Below are 15,085 nucleotides of genomic sequence, written 5' to 3'. Positions count from 1 at the left end.
CCCTTAAGTATATTTTGCCTCTATTAGGTACTAACACTTTAGAAAAGAGGAATTATGAATAATGCATTTAAATGGATTAAAATAGTCGCAATGGTCACATTGACGGCTTTAATATCTACGAGCTGCATCAAGGAAGATTTATCAGACTGTCCACTTCCATTCGATATCACGGTAAGAGCTCTGGATTCGGAGAATAACGATATCACTGCGGATGGTGATGTACAGAGCGTTGTCGTATTCATATTCGATGAAAAGGGGTATCTGATAGATCGCGTGATGATGGGTGCTGATCAGGTAAAAGCTCGTACACCAATACACTTCAAGAAGGTAGGTCTCAACCTTAAGGATGTCACTTTCGTGGCTTGGGGTAACCTATCGGACCAAGACAAAGCTAACCTAGAGGGCGTGAAGAAGATGGACGACCTCGTAGTAGCACTTAATCGGACAAGGGCTGCCGAGCAGCTCGTAAATTCGCCTGAAGACCTATTCTCAGGCAAACTAGTACGCACCATCAAGTATGGTAGTGTCCTCAAGGATGAGGACGGCGTCATCGATATCTATAGGCGCACCGCCTCTGTCAATATCACGGTGATTGGCTACGAGGGCTGGCTCAAGCGTAATGGATATCCTAAGAAAGCATTCGACCCTAAAGACCTAAAGGCAGCCAAGATACTCTTCGGCACTTCACCAGAGACTTATACCTTGGTGGATCAGCTGGGTGGTGAATTGGTGATCTATCGTCCAACGGGTACGATGAATAACATGGGGGATTATCGTATAGCGCCATTTAGAGTATATCCTTCTCTAGACGGCAAGTTATTCAGTTTGGATTTCTGGGTCAATGATCATAAGGCTCTTTCCTTCACTAAGGACTCTACAGGCAAACCTATCTTGCCAGTGGTAGGGAAGATGCTCAACTTGCTGATCGACTTCAGAAGTGCCGAGGTAAGCATCACAGTCGTTGTCACACCTTGGAACATCGTTCACCAGTTCGTACAGTACTAATTGTGGTAGAGGTTCCAATAGATATAGAAAGACTATGAAACTATATAAGAGTATAATATATACAATGCTACTGATGGGCGTACTGCTCAGCTGTAGCAAGGATAGAGGGGAGTCTCCTAATGGAGAGGTAGCTGAACTACAGCTCACCCTTCCATCTGTATCCATGCGTGCTGGTGCACTCTTCGCTGACAAAGTGGAGGAGGAGTTAAAGACGGTTCGTATCTTCGTCTTTAACCAAAAGGGTAATAATATCGATGCACAGAAGCTATTCAAAGCAGATACAGAGGATTTCAAGAACCCTTTCACCATGGAAGCTCATGTAGGCACTAAGGATATCTACGTGGTGGCAAACGAGCCAAGCGAACTGACGGACCAGCTTGAGAAAGTGGTCTTCGTATCCGACCTTATGAAGATAATGCTGCCAGAGAAAGAAGATAAGCTTACTACACCACTTACCATGGTGGGTGATACTAAGAATATCGAGCTTAAAGCTGAAGGCAAAACCGAGGCTACAGTAACACTAACTCGCGTGGTAGCGAAGATTACCCTCGACCTGAAGCAGGCTACCGACGAGGAGGCAGAGGTGGAGATCCTCAGTGCTTCTATCGACCGCCTGCCTAAGCATAGCACCCTCTTCCCTAAGGACGGTTGGGCACTTAGCGACTCTTGGACTTATACCAAGAAGGAGGAAGTGAAGCTCACTAATAAAGCTACAGAGTTCACTCCATATATCGCTGATAATACACTGTACGTGTACGAGAACCTAGGTAGTGCTCAGGACTCTACCAGTAGAGCACCACGCCTAACCGTTACCGCGCTTTACAATGGTATCGAGACCACTTACCACGCCTATATCAATGATGACAAGGCAACTGAGGCGACAAAGCACTACTGCCTAGAGCGCAACCACCACTACAAGCTACAGGGTACCATCACCAAGCTAGGTGAGTTCTCTGCCCTCCTCCTCAGCACCAAGGTACTCCCTTGGAACGTAGAAGAGCTAGAGAAGAACTTCCTAGAACCAAAGGCAACGTCCATTGATGCCAATATTGTCAATACTGACAACGTAATTACGAAATATAAGCCACTTACCTTCAAGGTGAAGATTAAGGCTTCTGAAGGTAAGACTTGGAGGGCTACAGTAACGAATGGTCTAGAGTTCAAGGTGGAGATAAAGCAAGGCGATACAATCGTTGCTGAAGGTAAGGTCGATGAAACTGAGTATACTGTTGTGGTGACACCACTCAAGGATCCTGATACCACTAAGACACGTACCACAGAACTATTCTTCACTGTAGATGGTAAGGAAATAGTCCTTTCTGGTGCTGGAGTATCAGATCGCAAGACTCGTATAAAGATTTCTCAGAAACCACATGCTTAACGAGCTAGAGAGGAAAACATTATGAAGAAGATATATACATTGAGTTCCATTCTTACCCTAGTCGCACTAATGCTCTTGGGGCAGGGATGTGTCAAAGAGAATGGAGTGGATTGTCCCGAGCTAGGCGACAACACCCTAGCACTAAGGATCAACGTTCAGGATATTGCCGAGAGTAGAGCAGCCCTCCGCGCTGATAAGACAGAAGCAGGGCAAGACCCCTATAACGAGAATAAGATAGAGGATTTCACCGTCCTATTCTATAAGGAGGGTAAGTTCTTATGGGCTCAGTCAAAGAAGGGTCTGACTCAGGATATCAACAAGAACTATCTCATTCCTGTACCTAAAGAGCAGATGGCTGGGATAGATGGTAAGACAGAGTTTAAGATCTATGTTGTAGCGAATCACACCTTTACTGGCGATAAGCCTGCTACAGAAGACGCACTGAAGGCAATCGTTGTAAGTGAGTCTATTAAGGTAAGTAATACAGAAAAGCCTGCTAAGTTTGTGATGGTGGGCTCGGTCACTAAGACCATCAATATGTCTACTACAGACGGGAAGCAACTGGGGACAGTAGAGCTTAAGCGTGTGGCTGCGAAGGTACGCCTTTCGCTCCTCACTGTAAACGTAGACGGCTATACCCAAGAAGGTGAAGCACAAGCTTACCTAAGCAATGCCCGTAACCAAGGGTACATGGATAAGGCTGAGAACGTACCTGGATCAGCTCTATTTGCATCAGATTATATAAATGTAAACGAACTGAACACCAAGTCGGCACACTTCTACTCCTACTACACTAAGTGGGAGAAGGATGCTAAGGAGCGCCCCACCCTTACCCTGATGATTAAGTTGAAGAAGAACGACTCTACAAATACAGAGGCTAAGGCGTACTACTACAAGGTGCCAGTAGAGGCAAAGGGGCAAGAGCTAAAGTCCAACTACCTCTACGACGTAAAGGTAAAGATAGAGATCCTTGGCGGTCTCACCGTAGAGGAGCCACAAAAGATTACAGGCAAACTCGTTATCAAAGATTGGACAACTCATGATGATGCGTTCGACTTGCCAGCTACTAAGTACCTACTAGTTGCCGAGAAACACGTCACCATGAACAACGTCGACACCTACGATATCCCTTACAAGTCCTCCTCTGATATCACCATAGAAAATTTACAGGCATCTTTCGAGTATACTGATGCTGCGGGGCATGAACATAACGAACCTATTAACAAAAAAAAAGGGACAGGCTATTCTTATAAAGAAAATCCTCAGTACCCAAAGGTGACTGTAGACACAGACATCAATAAGATAATTGTTAATTCTGTTCTACCAGTTAACTTTGTTCCTAAGACCATCAAGTTCAATGTTAAGAATAAAGAGGGAATGACGGAGCATGTCGTTGTAAAGCAATATCCAAGCCTCTTTATCACCAACACCACAGGTACGGCATCTAAACTCAGACCTAAGCCTTCTTATAATTGGGATGGTAGTTTCTCTGGTGAATCTCACCTTAAGAATAGAGCTATATATCGCATTAATATTCTGGTACCTGGAGATAATATTTTAGGTGTAGATATGATCCTAGGTTTCCCTCCATTGGATTACGGGGATACTAAAAATGAAGCAGAAACTGCCAATATGGTTTCTCCATGCTTTGAATTAGCTTCTCAACTTGGCGCAACAAATATCCATAGTTATAATAGTGCACAAAGGCATTGCAAAGATTACTGGGAAAAAAGAGATGGCAAGGAGCTTGACGATTGGCGCTTACCTACAGAGGCTGAAATAAAACTAATTGACAAGTTACAGCATGATAGCCGTGGAGTTGTTAACGAGATCATGACCGGTAATTACTACTGGGATGCTTATGATAAGAATGGAGCAACAAAGATGGATAAACCTACAACTAAAGTGTGGTTAATAGGAAGTCAATGGGAATGGGCATACGTACGTTGTGTGCGTGATGTGAAGGATAATACAGTGACTAAGTAAGTAGGACGGAATAAGAGAAGTAAAGATTATGAAGAAGATAAGTTTACTATTCATGCTAACGGCACTACTGCTCGGAGCATGTACGATGCGCGATACCGCTCTATCCCCTAAGGACTCTGAGAAGGTCACTATCCGCTTTGGCGTGGATGTTCCCAACTTCACCACCTCACGTGCTGTAGGTATCGATGAGAATAAGATCGAAACACTCGAACTATGGGTCTTCGATAAGGATGGTCACTTCCTCGAGCGTGCCAAAGCTGAGAACATCAAGTCCACTGACAATAAGACCTATACCTACGAGGCTAAGATGACACCAGCCCCTGATGGCTGTATCATCCACTTCGTAGCCAATAAGTCTCTCGGCGACGATGTCACCAGTCTTATCGGTAAAAACGAATCCGATGTGCTCTTCTCTATCGATGGCACCTCAGATGGTAATGTAATGACCATGTGGGGACGTAAGAAGTATGATCAAGAAATTAAAAAATATTCTGACCTAGGCACTATAGAAGTACTACGTAACATGGCGAAATTTAGGTTAGTGATTACTGGTGAAGCTACCAGCAAGCTGACTGACGTCACCTACGCTCTCTACCGCACCTACGACAAGGGCTCTATCGCACCCTTTGACCCAGATAAGAAGGAATTTACAGAGGGAGCGGTTACCGAGCCTGCGGGAGCTTCTCTAATAAATTACGATAAAGATGGTCAATGGCTTAAAGCTGATGCAGGCCAGTATCACTACGGTTACGAGCGCAAGAATGCCGATGCAAAAGAGATTTCGTGCCTAATTGTCAAAGGCACGTACAAAGGTGAAGGAATGCTATCTCCTGAGGAGTGCTATTACAAGATTGACTTTGTGAATACCGATAAGGTAAGGTATGATATCCTCCGCAACCACTTTTATAAGGTTACGATCAATGATGTACGTGCTAAGGGGTACAAATCTCGTGAAGAAGCATTAAAGGGTCTAGCGGCTAATAACTTGGCACTCTCAGAGGAAATCCAAAGCTTCCCTACCTTCTCCGATGGTGCAGGTACGCTAGTTGTAAAAGGGGACAAGACTTTCTTCGCAGTCGTGGATGGCAAGCGTGAATTGACTTTCCATGTAGATTTCTATCCTAATAATAATACATATACGACTGATAATTCTAAGCTCACTTTTAAGTGGACAAATTCAGAAAGTGGTTCAATTAGCGGAGAACCTACTAACGATAATGGGGATATTAAGGTGCCTCTTAAAGAGAAACCAGCTAACGGTGGTAGTCTGACGTCAGAGTTGATCATTGGGGTCAAGGATAACCCTGAGCTGAAGCGCTTAGTTCGTATACAGGTGAGACCACAGTTTGACTTGACAGTTACACCAGAGTATACAACTATCAATAAAACTCAGGATACACCTCTGACCCTTACCCTGAAGATTCCAGAGGAATTTAGGAAGGAGCTTTTGCCCATCACCTTTAGATTCTATACCGAGAACTTCTACCCATCAGGCAACCAAGGGTTCTCTTATGGTCGAAAGGGTGATAAGACCTTCTATGAAGTTATCGTGACAAGCATTTCTGATAACAGACAACTCACCTACAACTTCAAGTCCAACAAGAGCAATTCTGCGGAGACCATCAAGGTGGAGTGCGTGGAGGGTTACTTTAAGGAAAAGAATGTACAGATAACAAACAGGTACCGATAGTTGATTTCGTAATAGATTCTTAGAGATGGGAGTGGCGCTTCGGGAGAGAACCGTAGCGCCACTCCTTTTTGGTTCTTTTGATTGTCCTCTTTCAGAAAGTGTAGAGTAACTCTCCCAAAACGGGCGCGTAAGGAGAGTTACATTTGTTTTGTAACTTCTTCATTATAAAGGAGACTTTTTTCAAATAGAGGGGGTTATCGTAAGCTCAAGGCTTACAGGGTGTCTGTGGTGGTGTATGATATCACGTTTCACTTTACGAAGCGTTTCCTAGGGTGGGGCGATCGTACGGTGGATCAGATGGTGCAGGCTGCACGCTCAGGTAAGCAGAATATAGCGGAGGGGAGCGAGGCGGCTACTACTTCTCGGGAGACCGAGATTAAGCTCACCAATGTAGCTAAGGCGAGTTTGGAGGAGTTGCTCATCGATTATGAGGATTACCTCAGGGTGCGTGGTTTGGAGCAATGGGGATTGGAGCATCCACGATATAGAGACTGTTGCACGGTGGCGAACTACTGCGTTACTTTCGACATTCGGCTTCGGTCACGTACGTGAGTACGCTTCCGTCAGCCTCAGTCTCAGTGCCTTGTATTTCACCACCGTGCAACGTCTCAGCCGATTTGCTTGCAAATTGGCGAGAATGGCACTTCGTGCAACATTCATTGAGCGACAGAAGGAGCAGTTTTTGAAGGAAGGCGGGATGAGGGAGCAGATGTCGGCTGCGCGGCACCACCGGGCTACTACTGATGGCTAGGGAGGGCGGTGGCTCTGCAAAAAAATGGTAACTTTGTGGGCTATAAGTGATAGACTATTCGCAATGGATTGGATGCAAGTAATAGAGATAGCCGCTGCTACTATAGGGCTGATATATGTCTGGTTGGAGCTGAAGGCGAGTGTGTGGCTATGGCCTGTGGGCATTGTGCTACCGCTTTTCTGGATATACATCTCGTGGCACAGTGAGGTGTACGGTAATGTTTTGGTCAATATCTATTATATCATCGCTTGTGTCTGGGGTTGGAGGGAGTGGCTCAAACACAAAAAAGAGGGGACTACTGATGCCGAGCGCCCTATCTCCTTTATTGGTAAGCGGACGCTTTTGTGGGTGGTGGCTATTGCTGTAGCACTTGCGCTGCTGCTTGCCCCTGCCTACGATAGGTTTATGCAGAGTCCTTTCCCTTACTGGGATGGTATCGCTACTTCGGTAAGCTTCGTGGGCATGTGGTTGCTCGCTAAGAAGTATATGGAGAACTGGTACTGCTGGATCCTCTCTAATGTTATTTATAGTTGCCTCTACTTTGTCCAAGGCTTCACTATCTCAGGTATTTTCTTTACCCTCTACACTGCTATCGCCATTGCTGGTTACTTTAATTGGCGACGCATGATGCACATACAGTCATGAAGACCATCAACTTTTGTCTCCCCTATATTCCTACTGCGCTAGTGGTCGCCCACGGTGACCTTTATGAGGATGCCGAGACCCTTCGCCTTATCGAAGTGGCTCAGCATATTGTGGTCTGCGATGGGGCACTAGAGCGCTATCTAGAACTCTCCGACCGCTGTCCCGACATGGTGATAGGGGATGGTGACTCGGTGAACCCTGCCGACTTGGAGCGGATAGGTGCGCCTTTCACGAAAGTAGAAGAGCAAGAGACCAACGATCTTACCAAGGCAGTGACCTATGCCCTTGCGCAAGGATGGCACGAGATTGCTATTGTAGGGGCAACCGGTAGGCGCGAGGATCATACCCTAGGGAATATCTTTTTGCTGCCCGACTATTATAAGAGCGGTGCGGAGGTGCGCCTCTACAGTCCGTTCGGTATTATGATGCCCTTCTGCGGGACAGTGGTACTAGAGACCGAGATGGGGCGAGAGCTCTCTCTCTTTGCTGTGGAGCCCAAGCCGATGAGTGCACGAGGCGTGGCCTATCCTTTTGAGCACCGAGTGTTTACCGCACTCTGGCAAGCGACGCTCAACCAAGTGACCCAGTCTAGGGTAGAGCTTTGGAGCGAAGGAGTTGCACTATTTTTTGTATCCACGGAGAAGAGAAACTAAATGGCGCAGAAATACTATATTGTATGGGAGGGGCACCAACCAGGTATTTATGATACTTGGGCAGAGTGTAAGGCACAGGTAATGCACTACAGTCGTCCTAAGTACAAGAGTTTTAAGGGAATCACAAGAGCCGAGGCAGAGGAGCTCTTCGAGCATCCCGAAGCAGCACGAGGGGAGGGCGAGCCAGAAATAGTTTCGCGCAGCAGTACGATAGACCAGAGTGCTATAGCGGTGGATGCCTCTACTACGGGGAACCCTGGTCCTATGGAATACCGTGGGGTATGGGTAGAGACGGGCGATATTGTCTTCAGTAGCAAGGTGTACCCAGTAGGGACAAATAATATAGGCGAATTCCTCGCCATTGTCCATGCCATGGCTTGGATGAAACAGCACAACTATTATGTGCCCATCTATACCGATAGTATGACCGCACAGTCGTGGGTGCGGAAGCACCATTATAAGACAACCCTTCCTTTTGAGCAACAGACCTTGGAACTCTATCAGGTGCTCCAACGCGCTAAACAATGGTTGGATGAGAACGACCTCTCGGTCTACTCTATTAGGAAGTGGGAGACCAAAGAGTGGGGCGAGATACCTGCAGACTATGGTAGAAAATGATGATGAAAAGAGCTATCATACTAATTAATACGGGTTCGCCAGAGAGTTTGGCGCTCAGTGATGTGCGTGCCTTCCTAGAGGCGTTCCTCACAGATAAGCGGATCATCAACCTCCCTTCTGTACTTAGAATCTTACTCGTGAAGGGCATTATAGTGCCTCGTAGGGCACCCAAGACACGGGATAAGTATGCACTCATCTGGGAAGAAGAGGGAGCACCGCTTGTGCTCAGATCGGTCGAACTCGTTCGAGAGGTTCAACGCATCAGCGGAGTGCCTACCTTTACAGCCATGAGATACCAAAAGGGTTCGCTAAAGCGCACCCTTGATAAGGCTGCCCAACGTGGGTGCGAAGAGGTGGTATTGGTACCGCTCTTCCCGCACTATGCGAGGAGTAGCTACGAGAGTGCTATTGCCCATGCCATGGAGGTGTGGCAGCAGGGAGCGTACACGTTTGCCCTTAGGTCCGTAGCACCCTATTACCATCACCCTATATATATAGAGGCTCTAGCCGAACAGGTGTCCCAATCCGTACCGATGGGCTTTCACTTGGTATTTTCCTACCACGGCATCCCACTAGCTCAGGCAAAGCCCTATCTAGGGAATATAGAGAAAGACTATGAGCGACAGTGCCACGAGACTACACGCCTACTGATGGCGCACCCTTGGGTGAAGTCGCTCCAGCTCACCCACGAGGTAGCGTATCAGTCTCGCTTCGGAAGTACTAAATGGTTATCGCCAACCCTAGAAGAGCGTTTGGCACATCTGCCCAGTGAAGGACATAAGAAAGTGGCTGTGGTATGTCCCTCTTTCGTCTGCGATGGACTAGAGACTACTTGGGAGATCGGTATGCACCTAAAAGCAATGTGGGCAGGCGACCAGTTTACCTTAGTCCCATGCCCCAACGCTTCGCATACTATGGCAAGAGCCATTGTAGACTTGATCAATCATTCCACCACAGATGTAGAAAGATGGATAGCACCATGAGTCAGCTTTATTTTATACACCACAGCAGTTACCTGTGGGTCGGCACCGATGCCATGATCCTATGGGATTATTATGGCAAGGGCGAGGTGGCTTCCCTCCTTGCTCAATACAGCGAGAAACGCCTGTATATTATGGCTACGCACTCCCATGGTGATCATTACTCCCCTGTCCTATTTAGTCCTCAGTTCGCCCAACATGGGGGCGGTGTGCAGTATATTTTCCACAGAGAGCTAGAAGAGGTCGTGGCACGTGAAGAGGTGGTATTCCTAGAGACCGAAGAAGAGTGGACCGATGGTGTGCTTCGGGTAAAAGCACTGGGGAGCACCGACTGTGGTGGTAGCTTCTATGTAGAGGTGCATGGGCTACAGCTCTTCCATGCAGGAGACCTCAATAACTGGCACTGGAATGAAGAGGCAGATGAAGAGTACGTAGAGCTCTATGAAGCACAGTGGCAGCGAGAGCTACGGCGGTTGACTACCTCCATTGAGGCACTCGACCTACTGATGTTCCCTACCGACCTTCGCTTGGGTAGAGATTATCTAAAGGGGCTTCGCGAGCTTCTCGCAGTAGTGACCGTGAAGTACTTAGCGCCCATGCACCTCAATGGGACACTAGACCCCGAAGAACTAGAAGCCCTCTGCAGAGCACATGGTATTACCTTATTATTACCACAGACCTCGGTGGCTAGCGTATTGGTATGAAACTAACGAAGTTGATCAAAGATTATGCCCTATTTTGGGCGATGGTACTAGGCGCTATCTTCTACCCTTGGCTCTGGCAGTTGGCACCCCTCTGTACCTATACTCTCTTCCTGATGCTTTTTCTCTCGTATACCAAGATAAAGCCGAGCGAGATAAGGCTGAAGTACACCCATGGCATCATGTTTGCCGTCCAATGGGTGCTAGGCATCTTAGCGTACTTCGTGATTGAACCTTTTGACCGCCTGATAGCCATAGGCGTGTCGGCTCTTATCCTCACACCTACAGCTACAGCGGCTGCGGTGATTACGGGGATGCTGGGGGGCAATATAGCCTTCGTCACTACTTACATGATTGTCAGCAATATTGCCATAGCCCTTATCGGTCCAGTACTCATTGGAGCTGTCCATCCCGATATGGGGGGCAGCTACTGGTCCATGGTACTCGCCATCTTTGGCAAAGTGTCGGCGCTACTGGTACTACCGCTCGTGATTGTGTGGACCTTGAGGTATGCGCTGCCCAAGGTACACGACCGCATAGCGAAGCTAAGTAGCTGGACCTTCTGGATATGGGCTTTCAATATCATGGTACTTATGTCGAGCGCTGTACATACCTTTGTCGTTAGCGAACAGCTTACCATCAGGTACACAGGTCTACTCATGCTCATCACCACGATGACCACCTTGGCGCTCTACTTCCTAGGTGGGCGTTGCGCGTCATGGACAGGCGAACGAGTGGTAAACGGTCGGCAGACCCTTGGTCAGAAGAATACGGTATTCACCATCTGGCTAGCGATAACCTTCTTAGATCCCGAGATAGCCTTTTTCCCCACACTGTATATAATCACCCAAAATGTTATCAATTCGCTAGAGTTGGCAGCTTATAGAAGACACAATGGCACGAATTAGTAAAGATATGACCTCGGTGTATCTCGCAGGAGAGCGAGACGAGCGTATGATGAGGTTTCTACAGGTACGCAATGAGCTACCGAGAGCGCTGGCAGAGGGGAAATACCCCATCCGCGTAGATATGACCTGGAGCTACGAAGGTGATAAGTCGGGTATGCCTTCGGACGATGTAACAGAGCAAATGGGCACTCTAGAGGAAGCCCTTATCCCGGCACTAGAGAAAAACAATCTGGCACTCCTCGCTTACCAATTGACTGGCGAGGGAGAGCGTCTCTGGTGCTTCTATACCCGCAACCTCCCTGCATTTCAGGAGACCCTCAATGAGGCGCTCTCCGAACTCCCTCTATTCCCTCTAGCATTTTATGCCGAAGAGGATCGTGAGGGCGAAGCCTTTAGTGAAGTAATTCCATTTATCAATAAAGAGAACGAAGTATGAAGAAAGTGTTATTCGTAACCCTAGCACTGCTCTTAGCAGCGTGCGGAGGAGAGGAGAAGAAAAGCGAAGTGCTAAAAGTAGGGGCGATGTCTTCGCTCGACTACATCCCCTATGTACTAGCGGAGGAGCTCGGCTACACCGATAGTCTAGGAGTGGATCTCGAGATTGTGAAGTTTTTCTCTGCCAATGATCGCGATGCCGCATTCCGTAGCGGACAGGTTGATGGCACCGTAACCGACTACACTGGGGCAGCCATACAGCATGCCGCTGGTCTGCCTCTTGCGCTTGTGGTGAAGCACGATGGCTATTTCGAGATGATGGCACAGCCTTCTCTGGCATCTATGGCAGAGCTAAAGGGAAAGAAGGTGTCTGTATCCCGCAACACGGTGATCGAGTACGCTACAGATAAGATGCTAGAGGTTGCGGGTCTTAGTCCTGAGGAGGTAGAGAAGCCCGAGGTGAATAAGATTCCGCTTAGGATGGAGATGATGGTAGGCGGTGAGGTAGATGCTTCGGTATTCCCCGACCCATTCATCACCATCTCCAAGGCAAAGGGATTTGTATCGCTCAGTTCTACTCGTGACCTAGGTATTTCGGTTACGGGTACTATCTTTAGCCAAAAGGCACTTACCGAAAAGGGTGAAGCAATCAAGGCACTGATGACAGCGTACAACCTTGCTGTAGACTATATCAATAGCCATCCTCGGGAAGAGTGGCAGGAAATCCTGATAGAGGATGCAGGTATCCCCGCAGAGCTGGTGAGCCAGGTGGTATTGCCTACCTATAGGCATGCCGAGCAGCCTAGCCAGAAGGAGATAAAAGAGACTATAGAGTGGCTCAAAGCGAGAGCACTAGTGCCAGTAGAGTACGAGGGAGAAGGTCTGGTGTACAGTGGTATCTATTAAGGACTTATCTTACTTCTACCAAAGCCGTGAAGGCATTACCCAAGCGATAGAGGGGCTGACCTGCTCTGTGGCTGATGGGGAGGTGCTTGGACTTGTTGGCGCTTCGGGCAGCGGCAAGTCCACCCTCCTCCATATTCTCTCAGGAATATTGCAAGACTATAAGGGTGAGGTACTGATTAACGGAGAAAGCCCCAATCCCAAGCACCATTCGATCGCACTAGTGCCCCAGCACTTTGGTCTGCTTCCATGGAAGAGCGTAAGGGAGAATATCCTACTGCCCCAAGCCTTTGGCAAAGCGTGTCCGAGAGCCAGTAAGCTTCCTGAGATTGTGGCGCAGCTAGAGGTAGGTCACCTACTCAAGAGGTATCCCAGCCAGCTTTCCGGAGGGCAAAAACAGCGTGTGGCATTGGCAAGAGCCTTTGTACAGTCGCCCGATCTGCTGCTCATGGATGAGCCATTTTCTGCACTGGATATAGAGACGGCAGAAAAGGGGCGGGCATTCTTCCGCTCCTTCCAAAAAGAACTAGGGGTAACGACTATACTCGTGAGCCATAACCCTCAGGAGATAGAGACACTCACCGATAGGGTACAACGCATGCCATGAGGATAGACGGACGTAAGATACTTTACCGCATCATTGTGGGGGCGCTGCTTATCAACCTAATATGGTTGGCAGGCTACCTATTGCTAGGTGAGCGAGTGATTGCGACACCTCACAGGGTCTTTACTCACATACCCGAGCTACTCACTAGCGGTATGGGTGCTCATTTGGGTGCCAGTTTTAGGCGCCTGCTTATAGGTCTACCTATAGCCCTTATCCTAGGCATCATTACTGCGTGGGTTATGCATCGGTGGCAAGGGTTGGGGCGTATGATGAGTGCCTTTACCTATCTCGCTTATCCTATCCCCAAGCTCGCCCTTCTGCCTATTGTGATGCTAATAGCTGGGCTTGGCGATGGGGGAAAGGTCACGATGATTGTATTGATCATACTCTTCCAAGTCATCGTGAATATCCGAGATAGCCTTGCCAATATCCCTAGGGAGAGCTACCTGATTACCACCTCATTGGGTGCGAGCCAGTGGCAGCTCTTCCGACACCTGCTATTGCCCGCCATACTCCCCGATATCCTTTCCACCCTCAGAGTAGCTATTGGCACCGCCATATCGGTGCTGTTTGTTACCGAGACCTATGGTACCGATAAGGGTATGGGCTATTTCATTATCGATGCTTGGATGAGGTTCGACTACCTAGATATGTATGGTGGCATCGTGGTACTGAGTATCGCGGGCTTCATCCTATTTGTATTGACAGACATATTAGAACTATGGCTCTGCCGATGGCGGGAGCCTAATATTTATCACCAAAACAATTAATTTAGTTTTTCTATGAAAAGGATTATAACGATTGCTCTTGTAGCTCTATGCGTTACCCTTTCGGCAGTAGCACAGAAGCGCGAAACCTTTGCCGACAGGATTACCTTCGGTGGCTATGGTATGATGAGCGCAGACTTAGCGACGCCTGAAAAGGGCAATACTACGAGCTCATTCTTTATCCCTAGGCTAGAGCTCCTTGGTATGGCAGACATTACGGACAAGTGGAAGGTCGCTGTAACCCTCCAGTTTAATGGACATGTGATGCTCAAGGATATGTATATGCAATACACCTTTATGCCTGAGTTGAAGGTAAAGATGGGACAGTTCAAGACCCCATTCGCTCACGAGAATCAGGTAGCGCCATTCCTCAATCCGACTGCCGCAGGAGGTTCTAATCCTACTGTATACTTTGCTGGTATCGGAATGGATCCTCTGTATTCTGGCACATCGGGACGTGATATAGGTATTGATCTATCTGGTGATCTATGGGATAGGGTGGTTTCCTATCGCCTGATGATGCTCAATGGTAGAGGGATGAATACCAGAGATATCAAGCTCGGCAAGACCTTTGCTGGCTCAATCTATGTACGTCCACTCCAGGGCATAGCGCTACACACTTCGTACATGGGAGGTAAGCAGATAGCTATGGGGGCTGCTAAGGGAATAGATGCGGGCAGCCTCTTTACCCGCCATAGGGTAAGTGCTGGTGTGACTGCCGACTATGAGCCTATCAGTGTAATGGCTGAATATATGTATGGTAAGGACAATAGCGTAGCGGGTATGGGTGCGTACCTCACGGCTACTGTGCACCTGCCTAAGCGGTACGACGTTGTACTCAGTGGCGATTACCTGAAGACAGACATGAGCCTTAAGGATGCAGCCCTCTATAGTGCTACACTAGGTGTCAATAAGTGGTTCTATGGCAATTGCCGTGCTCAGCTTTTCTATACCTATACGCTACCTACCGAGGGTATGCACTTGGGGCAGAAGGGGCATCTACTCCGCGCACAGCTACAGTTCGCATTCTGATTCCACGCACTGTATCTTACAGA

16 protein-coding genes are annotated in these 15,085 nt (G+C 48.0%); all 16 read left to right on the top strand.

Going from position 1 to position 15,085, the window contains the following annotated elements; genetic code table 11:
* Window positions 1-54: 54 nt before the first annotated feature.
* The 16 genes from A3GG_RS0105145 (at window position 55) to A3GG_RS0105070 (ending at window position 15,062) form a co-directional block, all read left to right on the top strand.
* A complete protein-coding gene (locus A3GG_RS0105145; protein ID WP_026215640.1) occupies window positions 55-1,005 on the top strand; it encodes a FimB/Mfa2 family fimbrial subunit in 951 nt (316 codons plus the stop codon).
* A 34-nt stretch (window positions 1,006-1,039) separates the two neighbouring features.
* Window positions 1,040-2,386, top strand: a complete 1,347-nt coding sequence (locus A3GG_RS0105140; protein ID WP_018358254.1) for a fimbrial protein — start codon at window positions 1,040-1,042, stop codon at window positions 2,384-2,386.
* Window positions 2,387-2,407: 21 nt separating this feature from the next.
* Window positions 2,408-4,372 carry a fimbrial tip adhesin FimD gene (gene fimD / locus A3GG_RS0105135; RefSeq protein WP_018358253.1) on the top strand — a complete coding sequence of 655 codons (1,965 nt, stop codon included), beginning with the start codon at window positions 2,408-2,410 and terminating at the stop codon, window positions 4,370-4,372.
* 28 nt (window positions 4,373-4,400) lie between these two features.
* The gene (locus A3GG_RS11935; RefSeq protein WP_018358252.1) at window positions 4,401-6,062 is read left to right on the top strand and encodes a FimB/Mfa2 family fimbrial subunit; all 1,662 of its coding nucleotides are present in this window, start codon (window positions 4,401-4,403) and stop codon (window positions 6,060-6,062) included.
* A gap of 228 nt (window positions 6,063-6,290) precedes the next feature.
* Window positions 6,291-6,614 (top strand): four helix bundle protein, encoded by a 324-nt coding sequence (locus A3GG_RS11930; RefSeq protein ID WP_428829141.1) that lies wholly within the window; start codon window positions 6,291-6,293, stop codon window positions 6,612-6,614.
* Between the two features lie 262 nt (window positions 6,615-6,876).
* Entirely contained in the window at window positions 6,877-7,458 is a 582-nt protein-coding gene (pnuC, locus tag A3GG_RS0105120; RefSeq protein WP_018358250.1) for a nicotinamide riboside transporter PnuC, read from the top strand.
* Window positions 7,455-8,111, top strand: coding sequence for a thiamine diphosphokinase (locus tag A3GG_RS0105115; protein ID WP_018358249.1), 657 nt, complete (start codon window positions 7,455-7,457; stop codon window positions 8,109-8,111). Before pnuC ends, A3GG_RS0105115 begins: the two co-directional genes overlap by 4 nt.
* The gene (locus A3GG_RS0105110) at window positions 8,112-8,729 is read left to right on the top strand and encodes a ribonuclease H1 domain-containing protein (RefSeq protein ID WP_018358248.1); all 618 of its coding nucleotides are present in this window, start codon (window positions 8,112-8,114) and stop codon (window positions 8,727-8,729) included.
* Window positions 8,726-9,712 (top strand): ferrochelatase, encoded by a 987-nt coding sequence (gene hemH / locus A3GG_RS0105105; RefSeq protein ID WP_018358247.1) that lies wholly within the window; start codon window positions 8,726-8,728, stop codon window positions 9,710-9,712. The genes A3GG_RS0105110 and hemH overlap by 4 nt, the downstream gene beginning before the upstream one ends.
* Entirely contained in the window at window positions 9,709-10,413 is a 705-nt protein-coding gene (locus tag A3GG_RS0105100; protein WP_018358246.1) for an MBL fold metallo-hydrolase, read from the top strand. Before hemH ends, A3GG_RS0105100 begins: the two co-directional genes overlap by 4 nt.
* Window positions 10,410-11,318, top strand: a complete 909-nt coding sequence (locus A3GG_RS0105095; protein ID WP_033408426.1) for a hypothetical protein — start codon at window positions 10,410-10,412, stop codon at window positions 11,316-11,318. The genes A3GG_RS0105100 and A3GG_RS0105095 overlap by 4 nt, the downstream gene beginning before the upstream one ends.
* Window positions 11,305-11,754 (top strand): DUF695 domain-containing protein, encoded by a 450-nt coding sequence (locus tag A3GG_RS0105090; protein WP_018358244.1) that lies wholly within the window; start codon window positions 11,305-11,307, stop codon window positions 11,752-11,754. Before A3GG_RS0105095 ends, A3GG_RS0105090 begins: the two co-directional genes overlap by 14 nt.
* Window positions 11,751-12,659: an ABC transporter substrate-binding protein gene (locus A3GG_RS0105085; RefSeq protein WP_018358243.1), complete on the top strand. Its 909-nt coding sequence runs from the start codon at window positions 11,751-11,753 to the stop codon at window positions 12,657-12,659. Before A3GG_RS0105090 ends, A3GG_RS0105085 begins: the two co-directional genes overlap by 4 nt.
* A complete protein-coding gene (locus tag A3GG_RS0105080) occupies window positions 12,646-13,263 on the top strand; it encodes an ABC transporter ATP-binding protein (protein WP_018358242.1) in 618 nt (205 codons plus the stop codon). The genes A3GG_RS0105085 and A3GG_RS0105080 overlap by 14 nt, the downstream gene beginning before the upstream one ends.
* Window positions 13,260-14,033: an ABC transporter permease gene (locus A3GG_RS0105075; protein WP_018358241.1), complete on the top strand. Its 774-nt coding sequence runs from the start codon at window positions 13,260-13,262 to the stop codon at window positions 14,031-14,033. The genes A3GG_RS0105080 and A3GG_RS0105075 overlap by 4 nt, the downstream gene beginning before the upstream one ends.
* Window positions 14,034-14,045: 12 nt before the next feature.
* A complete protein-coding gene (locus tag A3GG_RS0105070) occupies window positions 14,046-15,062 on the top strand; it encodes a porin family protein (protein WP_018358240.1) in 1,017 nt (338 codons plus the stop codon).
* Window positions 15,063-15,085: the final 23 nt, after the last annotated feature.

Origin of the sequence: Porphyromonas levii DSM 23370, assembly GCF_000379925.1 — a bacterium.
Taxonomy (GTDB): Bacteria; Bacteroidota; Bacteroidia; order Bacteroidales; family Porphyromonadaceae; genus Porphyromonas_A; species Porphyromonas_A levii.
The sequence above is the reverse complement of the archived record's forward strand: the minus strand, read 5'-3'. Positions and strand labels throughout refer to the sequence as shown.